12 protein-coding genes are annotated in these 14414 nt (G+C 39.0%); 10 read left to right on the top strand and 2 right to left on the bottom strand.

Annotated elements, in window-relative coordinates:
* Window positions 1-55: 55 nt before the first annotated feature.
* The 10 genes from rny (at window position 56) to BTR25_RS01910 (ending at window position 10152) form a co-directional block, all read left to right on the top strand.
* A complete protein-coding gene (gene rny, locus BTR25_RS01865; protein ID WP_075685566.1) occupies window positions 56-1615 on the top strand; it encodes a ribonuclease Y in 1560 nt (519 codons plus the stop codon).
* Window positions 1616-1701: 86 nt separating this feature from the next.
* On the top strand, window positions 1702-2499 hold the full coding sequence (locus BTR25_RS01870; protein WP_075685725.1) for a TIGR00282 family metallophosphoesterase: 798 nt from the start codon (window positions 1702-1704) through the stop codon (window positions 2497-2499).
* Between the two features lie 179 nt (window positions 2500-2678).
* Entirely contained in the window at window positions 2679-2939 is a 261-nt protein-coding gene (spoVS, locus tag BTR25_RS01875; protein ID WP_075685568.1) for a stage V sporulation protein SpoVS, read from the top strand.
* A 451-nt stretch (window positions 2940-3390) separates the two neighbouring features.
* Window positions 3391-5127, top strand: a complete 1737-nt coding sequence (locus BTR25_RS01880; protein WP_075685570.1) for a 2-oxoacid:acceptor oxidoreductase subunit alpha — start codon at window positions 3391-3393, stop codon at window positions 5125-5127.
* Complete coding sequence (locus BTR25_RS01885; protein WP_075685572.1) at window positions 5128-5994, top strand: 2-oxoacid:ferredoxin oxidoreductase subunit beta; 867 nt, start codon at window positions 5128-5130, stop codon at window positions 5992-5994.
* Between the two features lie 317 nt (window positions 5995-6311).
* Window positions 6312-7856, top strand: a complete 1545-nt coding sequence (gene miaB / locus BTR25_RS01890) for a tRNA (N6-isopentenyl adenosine(37)-C2)-methylthiotransferase MiaB (protein ID WP_075685574.1) — start codon at window positions 6312-6314, stop codon at window positions 7854-7856.
* 1 nt (window position 7857) lies between these two features.
* Entirely contained in the window at window positions 7858-8307 is a 450-nt protein-coding gene (locus BTR25_RS01895) for a YlbF/YmcA family competence regulator (RefSeq protein ID WP_075685576.1), read from the top strand.
* A gap of 211 nt (window positions 8308-8518) precedes the next feature.
* A complete protein-coding gene (locus BTR25_RS01900; protein ID WP_075685727.1) occupies window positions 8519-9064 on the top strand; it encodes an outer spore coat protein CotE in 546 nt (181 codons plus the stop codon).
* 112 nt (window positions 9065-9176) lie between these two features.
* Window positions 9177-9377 (top strand): hypothetical protein, encoded by a 201-nt coding sequence (locus BTR25_RS01905; protein ID WP_075685578.1) that lies wholly within the window; start codon window positions 9177-9179, stop codon window positions 9375-9377.
* A 130-nt stretch (window positions 9378-9507) separates the two neighbouring features.
* A complete protein-coding gene (locus BTR25_RS01910) occupies window positions 9508-10152 on the top strand; it encodes a protein kinase family protein (protein WP_075685580.1) in 645 nt (214 codons plus the stop codon).
* A gap of 59 nt (window positions 10153-10211) precedes the next feature.
* Here BTR25_RS01910 and serC read toward each other — a convergent pair whose 3' ends face one another.
* Entirely contained in the window at window positions 10212-11309 is a 1098-nt protein-coding gene (serC, locus tag BTR25_RS01915) for a 3-phosphoserine/phosphohydroxythreonine transaminase (protein WP_075685582.1), read from the bottom strand.
* A gap of 167 nt (window positions 11310-11476) precedes the next feature.
* Window positions 11477-14077 carry a bifunctional acetaldehyde-CoA/alcohol dehydrogenase gene (adhE, locus tag BTR25_RS01920; RefSeq protein WP_075685584.1) on the bottom strand — a complete coding sequence of 867 codons (2601 nt, stop codon included), beginning with the start codon at window positions 14075-14077 and terminating at the stop codon, window positions 11477-11479.
* Window positions 14078-14414 lie beyond the last annotated feature (337 nt).

The following is a 14414-nucleotide window of genomic DNA, read 5'->3' on the forward strand; positions in this document are numbered from 1 at the left end:
ATGCCGACACTTAAAAAAGTGTAAGAAAAAGTTCATAGCAAGAGGAGGTGTAACGATGGAAATTATTACTATCATCTCCATTTTGCTTGGCATTATCGTCGGTGCCGTTGTTGGCTATTTTGTTCGTAAATCCATTGCTGAAGCAAAAATAGCAGGTGCAAAGAATGCGGCAGAGCAGATTCTTGAAGATGCAAAGCGCGATGCTGATTCATTGAAAAAAGAAGCTTTGCTTGAGGCAAAGGATGAAATTCACAAGCTTCGTACAGAAACTGAACGTGAGGTTCGTGAACGAAGAAATGAACTGCAAAAACAAGAAAACCGTTTACTGCAAAGAGAAGAGAATTTAGACCGAAAGGATGAAACGTTAAATAAACGTGATATTCTTTTGGAGAAAAAGGATGATTCTCTAAACCAAAGACAACAGCATATTGAACAGATGGAAAGCAAAGTGGACGAGCTGGTACGAACACAACAAACTGAACTCGAACGAATTTCGAGCTTAACGCGTGAAGAAGCTAAAACAATCATTATTGATAAGATGGAGCAGGAGTTAACCTATGACACTGCAATAATGATTAAGGAAAGTGAAAACCGCGTGAAAGAGGAATCTGACAAGAAGGCAAAGGAAATTCTATCTCTTGCAATCCAACGTTGCGCTGCTGACCATGTGGCGGAGACGACTGTATCCGTAGTCAACCTTCCAAACGATGAAATGAAGGGCCGTATTATTGGCCGTGAAGGAAGAAATATCCGTACCCTTGAGACACTTACAGGGATTGATTTGATTATCGACGACACTCCAGAAGCTGTTATTCTATCAGGTTTTGACCCTATTCGTCGTGAAACCGCACGCTTGGCACTAGAAAAACTAGTTCAAGATGGGCGAATTCATCCAGCACGGATAGAGGAAATGGTAGAAAAATCTCGTAGAGAAGTCGATGAGTATATCCGTGAAGTGGGTGAACAAACGACATTTGAAGTCGGCGTTCACGGTCTGCATCCAGACCTTATTAAGATTCTCGGCCGTTTGAAATTCCGTACAAGTTATGGGCAAAATGTCTTAAAGCACTCCATTGAGGTCGCACAGCTATCAGGCTTATTGGCAGCTGAACTCGGTGAAGATGAGACCTTAGCTCGCCGCGCAGGCTTACTTCATGATATTGGTAAAGCCATTGACCATGAGGTTGAGGGAAGTCATGTGGAAATTGGTGTGGAACTCGCTACGAAATACAAAGAACATCCCGTGGTAATTAATAGTATTGCATCCCACCATGGTGATACAGCACCGACTTCAGTAATTGCAGTGTTAGTCGCTGCTGCTGATGCTCTATCTGCTGCAAGACCCGGTGCACGAAGTGAAACTCTTGAAAACTACATCCGCCGCTTAGAAAAGCTGGAGGAGATTTCAGAATCGTATGAAGGTGTTGAGAAGTCATTCGCCATTCAAGCTGGACGTGAAGTTCGTATTATCGTTAGACCTGATGCGGTGGACGATCTAGCGGCACATCGATTGGCACGCGACATTCGAAAACGCATTGAAGAGGAACTTGACTATCCTGGACATATTAAAGTGACAGTCATCCGTGAAACAAGGGCTGTAGAATACGCAAAATAAGAGCGGTGCGAATGCACCGCTTTATTTATTGGAATATTACATACAATAAGTGGCAGCAGAAAATTTTTTTTACGAAAGGGAACAAAATGAATTTACTATTTATCGGAGATGTAGTCGGCTCACCAGGACGTGACATGGTAAAAGAATATCTTCCAAAATTAAAAGAGAAATACAGACCGCATTTTACTATTATTAACGGAGAAAATGCTGCTGGGGGCAGGGGGATTACAGAGAAAATCTACCGGGAGTTTTTAGGTCATGGCGCACAGGCAGTTACCCTTGGCAATCATGCCTGGGATAACAAAGAGATCTTTGAGTTTATTGATAATGCTAAGAACATGGTCAGACCAGCAAATTTTCCCGAGGATACACCAGGGAAAGGTTTAGGATTTTTTAAAGTAAATGATCTAGAAATTGCTGTAATTAACCTTCAGGGCCGCACCTTTATGCCGCCGCTGGATTGTCCTTTTAAGAAAGCAGAAGAATTGGTAGAAATCGCCCAGGAAAGAACCCCCTTCGTCTTTGTTGATTTCCACGCTGAAGCAACGAGTGAGAAACAGGCGATGGGCTGGTTTTTAGATGGAAGGGTATCTGCAATAGTGGGAACACATACGCATGTTCAAACAGCAGACAATCGTGTATTGCCTGGTGGGACTGGTTATTTAACAGATGTGGGAATGACCGGTCCTTATGACGGTATCTTAGGTATGGACCGTGAGGCGGTCATAACGAAGTTTCTTACCAGCCTTCCAGTTAGATTTGAAGTACCTAAAACAGGTCGAAACCAGCTAAGTGCGGTCTATATCGAGCTGGATCGAAAAACGGGAAAATGCAAGAAGATTGATCGTATTTTAATAAATGATGATCATCCCTTATATTCTTGATTTGCAACCTTCCAAAATGGAAGGTTTTTCATTTGAACTTTAATATTAATGGCTTTTTTTTGTCCAAGCCGGAATATGTCTTTTATCGGGTGAATATAGTAGCAGTGGAATCTTATATACCTGATTTGTTCATGAAACTGCTCATGCCAGGATCGGGATTATACAAGGGGGAGCTAGGAATGGAAATATTAAAAGTTTCAGCAAAATCTAATCCTAATTCTGTAGCTGGTGCGCTTGCCGGAGTTCTGCGTGAAAGAGGTGCTGCGGAAATTCAGGCGATTGGTGCAGGTGCATTAAATCAAGCCGTAAAGGCAGTAGCAATTGCTCGAGGATTTGTAGCACCTAGCGGAGTTGATTTGATTTGTATCCCAGCGTTCACTGACATTAAAATTGACGGTGAAGAACGCACAGCTATAAAGCTGATTATCGAACCGAGGTAAGAGATAAAAAAATATGAAAAAGTTATCTGTCTACCTGCTTACAGAGCAGGTATTTTTTATTTCTAATAAATGAAAAAACTATAAATATATTATTCTGATATAAAATAATGTGCTTTTACGATCAGACCGAACTTTTACGCTTAGGGAGAAGAAATTGGATAAATAGCTATAAATCAATGTTTATCTCGTTTTTAAATCTCATGTTCGACAACCAGAAAAAGTCAATTTTTAAATTATGAAAAAATATTCATATTTTAGACAATATTTCGCGCGAAAGGGTTGCAATTTTCTGTGCATAGGTCTAGAATTGTAAGCGTTTAGTACATTATCCATGTAATAAATTTTAGCCTTTAAAGTATTAAAGGGACTTATTTCTAGTGATTTACTTGGAAAAGTGCTACACTAATAGAAAATAAAATATATTTTTTACATATCCAAAGGGGTGTAAGTCATGATCAATCAACTTTCGTGGAAAGTTGGCGGACAACAAGGGGAAGGTATTGAAAGTACTGGGGAAATTTTTGCAATAGCTTTAAATCGCCTCGGTTATTACTTGTATGGTTATCGTCACTTTTCATCTCGTATTAAAGGTGGTCATACCAACAATAAAATAAGGGTAAGCACTACACAGGTTCGCTCGATTTCTGACGATCTTGATATCCTTGTCGCGTTTGACCAAGAAACCATCGATGTAAACTACAAGGAACTACATGGTAATGGAGTAATCCTAGCGGACTCTAAGTTTACACCTAAAAAGCCTGAAGATACAGAAGCAGCTATGTATGCGGTTCCATTTACAGAGATTGCCACTGAGTTAGGAACTTCTCTAATGAAAAACATGGTTGCGATTGGTGCAACTTCAGCTGTTTTAGATTTAGATATTCAGGTATTCGAGGAAGTAGTGCAAGAGATTTTTGGTCGAAAAGGCGAGCAGGTAGTTGCTAAGAATATGGAAGCAATTAAAGCTGGCTTTGATTATATGAAGGAACAACTTGGAGTAAACGCTCAAGTAATGGAGCTAGAAAAAGCAGATGGCAAAAAAAGGATGTTTATGATTGGGAATGATGCTATTGCATTAGGTGCTCTTGCAGCAGGTTGTCGTTTTATGGCTGCTTACCCGATTACACCAGCGTCTGAAATTATGGAATATTTAATTAAGAAACTGCCAGCACTTGGTGGTACGGTGATCCAAACAGAAGATGAAATTGCTGCAGTTACTATGACCATTGGAGCTAACTATGGCGGTGTCCGTGCACTAACAGCTTCTGCAGGGCCTGGTTTATCTTTGAAAATGGAAGCAATTGGATTATCCGGTATTACGGAAACACCATTAGTAATCGTTGATACACAGCGTGGAGGCCCATCTACAGGCTTGCCAACTAAGCAAGAGCAATCTGATTTAATGGCTATGATCTATGGAACACATGGAGAGATCCCAAAGATTGTAATGGCGCCAAGTACGGTGCAAGAAGCGTTCCATGATACTGCAGAAGCATTTAACCTTGCTGAAGAGTATCAGTGCCCTGTTATTGTCTTGACTGATCTTCAACTCTCTTTAGGTAAGCAGACAGTTGAACCATTAAGCTTTGATAATGTTGAAATCAGACGTGGCAAGCTCGTTCAAGGAGATCTTCCAGAAGCCGAAAACAAAGCATACTTTAAGCGATATGAAGTAACAGAAGATGGAATTTCACCTCGTGTTATTCCAGGTATGAAAAACGGAATTCACCATGTTACAGGGGTTGAGCATGATGAGACTGGTAAACCGTCCGAATCAGCTGTAAACCGGATTGCACAAATGGATAAGCGTTTCCGTAAGGTAGAAAATATCCGCTTTGATACACCTGTTCATAAAAATATTAAGCATGAAGATGCTGACTTCCTGCTTGTAGGGTTTAACTCAACTCGCGGTGCAATTGAAGAGGCAATGGTTAGGCTGGAAAAAGACGGCGTAAAAGTTAACCATGCGCATGTTCGTTTGATTCATCCTTTCCCAACTGATGAAATGCTGCCACTTATTCATTCGGCGAAGAAAGTAGTCGTTGTCGAAAATAATGCAACAGGCCAATTGGCAAATATCATGAAAATGAATGTAGGTCACGCTGAAAAGATTCATAAGCATTTAAAATATGACGGTAACCCGTTCTTACCACATGAAGTGTATACAAAATGTAAGGAGTTGTTCTAAATGGCAACTTTTAAAGAATTTCGCAATAATGTAAAACCGAACTGGTGCCCTGGCTGTGGCGACTTCTCTGTACAGGCTGCAATGCAGCGTGCTGCAGCAAATGTTGGTTTAGAACCTGAAAACTTAGCTGTTATCTCTGGTATTGGCTGTTCAGGCCGTATCTCTGGATATATCAACTCATATGGCTTCCATGGTATCCATGGTCGTTCCCTGCCGATTGCTCAAGGTGTAAAGATGGCGAACCGAGATCTAACTGTTATCGCATCAGGCGGTGATGGAGACGGCTTTGCAATTGGTATGGGTCATACTATCCATGCAATCCGTCGTAACATTGATATTACGTATATTGTAATGGATAACCAAATTTACGGCTTAACAAAGGGACAAACATCTCCACGTTCTGCTGCTGGTTTTAAGACAAAATCAACTCCTTTAGGTTCGATTGAACAAGCAATCTCGCCAATGGAAATGGCTTTAACAGCTGGAGCAACTTTTGTAGCACAAAGTTTCTCAACAGACTTAAAGGATCTTACTGCACTGATTGAAGCGGGTATGAAGCATAAAGGATTCTCTCTTATCAATGTATTTAGTCCTTGTGTAACCTATAATAAGGTGAACACTTATGATTGGTTTAAAGAGAATCTTACAAAGTTAGCTGATATCGAAGGCTATGATCCTTCTAATCGTGAAGATGCGATGCAGACACTTATGAAGCATAAAGGTCTGGTTACGGGCCTAATTTATCAGGATACAGAGAGAAAATCCTATCAAGAACTAATCTCTAGCTATTCAGAAACCCCTTTATCAAAGGCAGACTTAAATCTTGATCAAAGCTACTTTGATAAATTAGTTGGAGAATTTATGTAATTTCCTGTAGAAGAAATCCCGCGGTCAATGGCCGCGGGATTTCTTTAGCTCTTTCGTGACGTGCATCACATATTTTCAATTAATTATCATCTACAATTACTAGGTAGAACTATTCTAAAATAGTTCTATCTAGTAAGCATAGATCTAAGGTAAGTACCTAGTTTTTCTATTGTTTTCAGACCTATTAACCTTTATACTATTATAATGTGCAGATTATCTATAATATTTTCTTATCTGTAAAAATAAATGGTGTAAACCTTCATTTTAAATTTTAATAGACGATTAAAAATGATGATTGAAAGGAGCCTTTAATCCAAATGAACGAAAATCAACGTAAAGAAAGTCAACAAGTGCAGACAGCCAATTCTTCGGACAAAAAATCCGCCAAGGATTACAGTAAGTACTTCGAACAGGTAATTACCGCACCGTCTTTAAAAGATGCAAAGAAACGCGGAAAAGAAGAAGTGAAATATCATAACGATTTTTCTATTCCTGAAGAATTCAGAGGAATGGGAGAGGGCCGTAAATTCTATATTCGTACCTACGGATGCCAAATGAATGAACATGATACGGAAGTAATGGCTGGAATCTTTTTAGCATTAGGCTATGAGCCAACAGACAATACAGAGGATGCGAATGTTATTCTGTTAAACACATGTGCGATTCGTGAGAATGCAGAAAATAAGGTGTTTGGTGAGCTAGGTCATTTAAAGGCACTTAAATTAGAAAAGCCAGATTTACTAATAGGTGTTTGTGGTTGCATGTCACAGGAGGAATCTGTTGTTAATAAAATTCTTAAGACCTATCAGCAGGTTGATATGATCTTTGGTACACACAATATCCACCGCTTGCCAAACATTTTGCATGAAGCATATATGTCAAAAGAAATGGTAGTTGAAGTATGGTCCAAGGAGGGCGATGTAATTGAAAACCTTCCAAAGGTACGCCGTGGTAATATCAAAGCTTGGGTTAATATCATGTACGGCTGTGATAAATTCTGTACCTACTGTATTGTTCCTTTCACACGCGGTAAGGAAAGAAGTCGTCGTCCAGAAGAGATTATTCACGAAGTCCGCCAGCTAGCAGCTCAAGGCTATCAAGAAGTAACTCTACTTGGACAAAACGTAAATGCATATGGTAAGGATCTAGAAGCGATGAACTATGGCCTTGGTGACCTTATGGATGAATTGCGTAAAATTAATATCCCTAGAATTAGGTTCACAACAAGCCATCCACGCGACTTTGATGACTATCTTATTGAAGTACTGGCTAAGGGCGGCAATTTAATGAATCATATTCACCTTCCAGTTCAATCCGGCTCAACAGATGTATTAAAGATTATGGCACGTAAGTATACAAGAGAACAATATATAGAGCTAGTTCGCAAGATTAAAGCGGCTATCCCAAATGTGGCTCTTACTACGGATATCATTGTTGGTTACCCGAATGAAACGGATGAACAGTTTGAAGAAACTTTATCCTTATATCGAGAAGTAGGTTATGAGCTTGCATACACATTTATTTACTCTCCTCGTGAAGGTACTCCTGCTGCGAAGATGCAAGATAATGTTCCAATGGAAGTAAAGAAAGAACGTTTGCAGCGTTTAAATGCATTGGTTAATCAGCTTTCTTTAGAAGCTATGAAAAAGCATGAGGGTCAAATAGTTGATGTCCTTGTTGAAGGAGAGAGCAAAAACAACCCAGAGGTCTTAGCTGGCTACACATCTAGGAACAAGTTGGTAAACTTTAAGGCTCCTAAATCAACAATTGGTAAGATCATTAAAGTAAAAATAACTGAAGCAAGAACTTGGTCTTTAAACGGAGAGATGGTAGAAGAATTCGAACCAGTAGAGGTGAACTAAGTTGGCGAAATATACAAAAGATGAAATCGTCGCTCGTGCTAAAGAATTAGCAGGCATGATTGCTGAGACAGAGGAAGTAGATTTTTTTAAACGCGCTGAAGCGCAAATACACGCAAACCCAAAGGTGAGTACTTTAATTTCTGACATTAAAGGCTTGCAAAAACAAGCGGTTAATTTACAGCACTATGGAAAACCTGAAGCATTAAAAAAAGTAGAAAATAAAATCAGTTCAATCGAGCAGGAATTAGATGATATTCCTGTTGTTCAAGAGTTCAAACAATCTCAATTGGAAGTAAACGAACTACTTCAGTTGATCGCTTCAACAATATCAAATAAGGTTACGGATGAGGTCATTGCTTCAACCGGTGGGGATGTCTTGCGCGGAGAAACAGGTGCAAGTATGAATAGCGGCGGTTCTTGCGGTGGACACGATCACGACCACGATCATTAAAATATTTAGCCAGGCTTCTACATGAAGCCTGGCTGTTTTTTTGTTTATCTCACTTTTAGATTAGTACTTGCCTAAGTGGAACCTACATAAAAGTCCCGCATAAAATGAACCATGACTAAACTTTTATCCAGTATTCGCAGAAATATATCGCACACTAGTCTAGATATTAGCATAGGATGAAATGAAAATGAATGAGGAGGGTTCGCGCGAAATGGGAGAATATAGAGAGATAATTACAAAGGCCGTAGTTGCGAAGGGACGTAAATTCACCCAGTCCAATCATACGATCAGCCCGGCACATAATCCAACTAGCATTTTAGGGTGCTGGATTATCAACCATAAATACAACGCGAAAAAAGTTGGTAAAACTGTAGAGATACACGGCTCTTATGACATCAATGTTTGGTATTCCTTTAACGATAATACCAAAACAGAAGTAGTGACTGAAAAGGTCCAATACTGTGATGTTATTAAGTTGAAATACCGTGATGATGATTGCTTGGACGACAATGAAATTTGTGCTCGAGTTCTGCAGCAACCTAATTGTTGTGAAGCAGTTATTTCCCCAAATGGCAATCGAATCATTGTCCATGTCGAAAGAGAGTTCCTAGTGGAGGTAATTGGTGAAACAAAGGTTTGTGTCGCTATTAATCCAAAGGGCTGTGAAGATTGCGATGATGACTGGGGAGTAGATGTGGATGACGAAGAATTTGAAGATTTAAATCCAGATTTCTTAGTCGGCTTCGAAGAGGAATAAACATACTAGGAAGTCTTTACTTCCTAGTTTTTTCTTTTTGACAAGTTGAATACTTTCTATGTATGTTTGAAAACAAAAATCAGCAACCTATTTTTAGGAGGTGCGAAACGTCATGGATCCTAGACAACCTGGAAATAAAAATATGCCTGATTTTGACTCACTTAATGACCGAATTATTGCAGAAGAACCAAACGGACCCCATTTAGTTATTAATACGAACCTTGATCCAGAAAACTCAACAGATAACAACCCCTATTATCAGGGGAATCAAACACAAAATCCAAAAGCCTTTACAGATTATTTCGAAGAATAAAAGAAGAGCCAGATGGACTAGTCCCTCTGGCTTTTTCATGACTATTTTAAAAATTATCATAATCATAACATTCGTTAGACAATAGAGTTGTATACTTTATAAAGGAATAAACTTGTTTTGAGGTGTTTCCATGCAAAAAGAAAAGTATACACATTTAATTGGTAAAGATTTATTACCAAATATTCAATTGTCCTCTATAGGACCCTTTGACCCAATCATTGTTAGGAATCATTCAAAGTCATGGAAAACTATCGGAATAGGTAACTATGCTGGCGTTTTTACACACGAGTCAAAGCCAAATTGGGTTGTTAAAGTGTATGGCCGTAAACCTGAAGAATTAATAAAGGAAGTAGAGGTTTACAGGAGATTAGGAGAACACAAGACGTTCTCCACACTGATTGACTTTGGTGAAAATTACTTAATTTTAAAAAGAATAGAAGGCATTACCTTGTTCAACGCTGTCATAAAAGGAGTCCCCATCCCTGAAACTGTTATATCGGATGTAGACAAAGGGATTGCTTATGCAAAGTCAGTCGGATTGAACCCATTTGATGTTCATGGTAAAAATGTAGTGATGAGTAATGGGAGAGGTTATATTGTGGATGTATCTGATTTTTATAAACTGGGAGTCTGCAGAAAATGGATAGATCTAAAAAAAGCCTATGACAAATTTTATAAACCGTTTTTATATAAGTATCACCCTCCAGTACCATTCTTCATCCTTGAGAGTGTTCGAAAAGGGTATCGCTTTTATCAAAAACTAAAAAATTGCTAATAGAAAACGAAAGCCCTCAAGAGGAGGGCTTTAACAATAGCAGGAAGAGACCATATTTTTTATCCATTAAGAACCTGAAATTGTCTCATAAAGTCACTGAAAGCTTTGCATGATTCGTATGGAACAGCATTGTAGGTTGAAGCACGGCATCCTCCAACCGAGCGATGTCCATTTACACCAATAAAGCCTTCCTTTTTAGCTTCAGATAAGAACTTTTTCTCCAACTCTTCATCCTTTAAGCGGAAGGTAATATTCATGAGTGAACGGCTTTCTATTTCAGCATGACCAAAATAAAAACCGTTGCTTTGGTCAATTGTGTCATAGATAAGATTTGCCTTTTCCTCATTTCGTCTGTTCATTTCAGAAAGTCCGCCTAAATCTTTAATCCAATTCAATACTTCACCAATCATATAGATTCCAAAGGTTGGCGGCGTATTATATAGAGAATTGTTTTTGGAGTAAGTGCTGTATTTTAACATCGTTGGTATAGACGAACTTGCTTTCTCAATCATATCTTTACGGATAATGGCCAGGGTTACACCAGAGGGGCCAAGATTTTTTTGCGCACCGGCATAAATTAATGAGAATCGGCTAACGTCAAATGGCTTCGAGAAAATATCACTAGACATATCTGCAATCAGTGGAACATCTCCCGTATCAGGGAAATTCTTCCACTGCGTTCCGTATATAGTATTATTTGAGGTAATATGCAAATAAGCATCGTTTGGACTGAAGTTCAGTTCATCAATTTTAGGAATGTGACGATATTGATTATCTTTTGTGCAGCTCACTTGATAGGGATTTCCAAATAATTTAGCTTCCTCAAATGCTTTTTCAGACCATACACCGGTCATTACATATCCTGCTTTTTCCTCTGGTTTCAAAAAGTTCATTGGAATCATAGAGAATTGAAGACTTGCGCCTCCTTGCAGAAAAAGGACCTCGTAATCTGCGGGGATGGATAACATTTCCTTTAATAAGGAAATGGCTTGATTATGTACCTCTTCATAAGCCGCACTCCGATGGCTAAGCTCCATAACCGACATACCCGTACCACGAAAATCAATAAGTTCATTTTGAGCTTTCTCCAGAACCACAAGTGGTAGGGCAGATGGTCCTGCATTAAAATTAAAGGCACGCTGTATTAATGAATTCATTTTCTCACTCCCCGTAAAAATTATTAAAATAATATTCATATTTTAGACTATTTAAATAATAAATGAAAGTAGGTAACTCACTTTTTTGTGACTAAATCAAAACTTAGAATAAAATGCTTAAAAAAATCCGACAGGCAACCACTGGCACCTGTCGGATTTTTGTTCTTTTAAACTCCTTTAAAGGCTTGGTGGAGCAGGTCGCCTAGTTCTCTCATGAGAGGACGTTTCGGGTTTACATTTGTATCAGGATCATTGAAGGCATTTAAGGCTAACATACTGATTTTACTTTCAAACTCCTCTTGATTTATTCCACATTCTTCAATACTAATTGGCATGTCGAGTTCACAGGCAAGCTGGGTAACCGCTTTACAAAGGCTTTCGACACCTTCTTCCATGTTTCTGGCAGGGAGCCCTAACATTTTGGCAAGCTCAGCGTAGCGTTCTCCAGCAATAAAATGATCATATCCCGCAAATGGCGTAAACTTAGTAGGTTTCTTGGAATTAAAACGAATCACATGCGGTAGAAAGATTGCATTTGCCCGTCCATGGGGAATGCTAAATTCCGCTTCTACAGCATGGGCAAGGCTATGATTAATTCCTAAATAAGCATTGTTAAAGCTCATACCTGCAATGGTTGAAGCGTAATGCATTTTTTCCCTAGCGAGTTCATCTGCTCCATTTCGATAAGCTCTCGGCAGATAATTGAAAACGAGTTGAATGGCTTTTAAGATTTGTCCATCTGTAAAGTCATTTGCCACAACCGATACATAGGCTTCAATGGCATGTGTCAATACATCCATACCCGTGTCAGCAGTGATATGCTTAGGGACGCTCATCACAAACTGCGGATCGACAATTGCAATATCAGGTAAAAGCTCGGGATCTGACAGCGGGTATTTAATATTAACCTGCTTATCAGAGATAACGGTAAAGGAGGTCACCTCCGAGCCAGTTCCAGAGGTTGTTGGTATGGCAATCAGCTTTGCTTTTTGGTGAAGTTTTGGAAAGGTGACAACCCGTTTTCTTGGATTTAAGAACTTCTGCTTTAAGGCGTTGAAGTCAGCCTCAGGCTGTTCATAAAATAACCACATAGCTTTTGCTGCATCAAGTACTGAACCGCCACCCAAGGCAATAATAACATCAGGCTGGGAGTTTCCCATGCGTTCTGCACCATCAAGAATAGTATCGATACATGGGTCAGGATCAACTCCAGAATAAATATCAAAATGATCAAAATCAGCTCTTTTTTTAAGGAAATGAAGGACTTTATCAACGTAGCCATTCTTAATAGAACTCGGGCTTGTTACGATAAATGCTCTTTTGATTCCGGGTAATACTTCTAATACTTGTACAGAGTTCTTTTTATAATAAATTAGAGGGGGTGTTCTTACAATTTGGGCATTCACATTCCGTTTGGCTACTTTTTTTAAATTAATTAAATGCATAGCTCCTACATTGGTAGAAACAGAATTACCGCCGTAAGTTCCGCATCCAAGTGTTAAGGTTGGCGGAAAATCATTGTAAACATTACCTGTTGCCCCTTGCGCAGAAGGGGTATTAACTAAAATTCGGCCTGCTCTTATCCTTAAAGCAAACTCCTCGATCACTTCTTGATTTGTAGTGTGAATGGATGCTGTATGGCCTAAACCTCCATATTCGAGAGTTTCTTCTGCAAGCCTAAGGCCTTGCTCTAAACTGTCTGCTTTATAGCAGACTAAAATCGGACTTAATTTTTCACATGAAAGCGGGTATTGTGGTCCAACACCCTCTAGTTCAACGATTAAAATTTTTGTCTCAAGTGGAACCTCAATTCCGGCCATTTCTGCAATTTGGTAGGCTGCTAGTCCCACAATCATTGGGTTTAAGGTGCCAGTTTCGGGCTTAATTGCAATTTTCTCAAGCATCAGCTTTTCTTCATCGCTTAGAATATAACATTGATTCGAAATCAGTTCGATTAGGACGTCTGTATAAATCTCCTTATCAATAATTAGAGCCTGCTCGGAAGCGCAAATCATTCCGTTATCGTATGTTTTGGAAAGCAGTAAATCTTGGACAGAACTCTTAATATTTGCAGTCTTTTCAAAATAACAGGGCACATTACCAGGACCAACGCCGATAGCGGGTTTACCGGAACTATATGCAGCCTTAACCATACTTGCTCCGCCAGTTGCAAGAATAAGAGAAACCTTCGGATGCTTCATTAAAGATTGAATAGCTTCAAGTGTGGTAGTTTCAAGCCACTGTATACAATGTTCAGGCGCGCCAGCCTTTACAGCTGCATCCCTAAGAAGTTGTGCGGTTGCAATCCCAGAGTTTTTTGACATAGGGTGGAAGGAAAAAATAATTGGATTTCTCGTTTTTAAGGAAATGAGAGATTTATAGATAACGGTTGAGGTAGGATTGGTAACAGGAACAAGTGCTGCAATTACACCAACCGGCTCTGCGATTTCAAATGTTCCCTCATGTTCATTTTCGCTGATAATGCCAGCTGTCTTTAAATTTCTGATGCTGTTGTAGATCATTTCGGTTGCAAACATATTCTTAGAGATTTTATCCTCAAGTATTCCTCGCTTTGTCTCTTCAACGGCCATTCTGGCTAAATCTACATGGTTTTCGAGTGCCGTAAGGGCCATCTGCTTTACCACCTCATCTACCATTTCCTGATTAAAACTCCTAAACTGTGTTAACGCTATTGCTCCGTTATCTGCCAAGTGATTAACCATCATTTCCAACTGTTGCTTTTCTAGCTCTTTTTCTATCACGGCCATTGACTAAAACCTCCCATACGTATCTTAAATTCCTATAACGCTTTAAAATATATCAACTGAATAAAACGAAAATTGTAGAAAGCTGTTGCGAAAAATGGGGAATCACCCGTTTAGAGGGAAAGTTCAAAAAAAGTTCAGAAAATAGTAAACGGTGTTATTTTATGTATATTTATGGTCGAAATAATTTTTATATTTGTAGAAATAAGATGGAGTGATAGAAGTGCTTTTAAAAAATGCCAGATATTTAGATGAATCTAATAAAATTGTAGATGAAGGGAAAATAAATGATCACTATAAATGGATTCTGAAAATGTAATAGTTTTGAATAGATAATTTA

The organism is Bacillus sp. MRMR6 (genome assembly GCF_001940785.1).
Lineage (GTDB): Bacteria > Bacillota > Bacilli > Bacillales > Cytobacillaceae > Neobacillus.

What these genes read in the sequence shown, in the direction of transcription:
- rny (WP_075685566.1), top strand. Translation starts at nt 56, where the DNA reads ATGGAAATTATTACTATCATCTCCATTTTGCTTGGCATTATCGTCGGT.
- BTR25_RS01870 (WP_075685725.1), top strand. Translation starts at nt 1,702, where the DNA reads ATGAATTTACTATTTATCGGAGATGTAGTCGGCTCACCAGGACGTGAC.
- spoVS (WP_075685568.1), top strand. Translation starts at nt 2,679, where the DNA reads ATGGAAATATTAAAAGTTTCAGCAAAATCTAATCCTAATTCTGTAGCT.
- BTR25_RS01880 (WP_075685570.1), top strand. Translation starts at nt 3,391, where the DNA reads ATGATCAATCAACTTTCGTGGAAAGTTGGCGGACAACAAGGGGAAGGT.
- BTR25_RS01885 (WP_075685572.1), top strand. Translation starts at nt 5,128, where the DNA reads ATGGCAACTTTTAAAGAATTTCGCAATAATGTAAAACCGAACTGGTGC.
- miaB (WP_075685574.1), top strand. Translation starts at nt 6,312, where the DNA reads ATGAACGAAAATCAACGTAAAGAAAGTCAACAAGTGCAGACAGCCAAT.
- BTR25_RS01900 (WP_075685727.1), top strand. Translation starts at nt 8,519, where the DNA reads ATGGGAGAATATAGAGAGATAATTACAAAGGCCGTAGTTGCGAAGGGA.
- BTR25_RS01905 (WP_075685578.1), top strand. Translation starts at nt 9,177, where the DNA reads ATGGATCCTAGACAACCTGGAAATAAAAATATGCCTGATTTTGACTCA.
- BTR25_RS01910 (WP_075685580.1), top strand. Translation starts at nt 9,508, where the DNA reads ATGCAAAAAGAAAAGTATACACATTTAATTGGTAAAGATTTATTACCA.
- serC (WP_075685582.1), bottom strand. Translation starts at nt 11,309, where the DNA reads ATGAATTCATTAATACAGCGTGCCTTTAATTTTAATGCAGGACCATCT.
- adhE (WP_075685584.1), bottom strand. Translation starts at nt 14,077, where the DNA reads ATGGCCGTGATAGAAAAAGAGCTAGAAAAGCAACAGTTGGAAATGATG.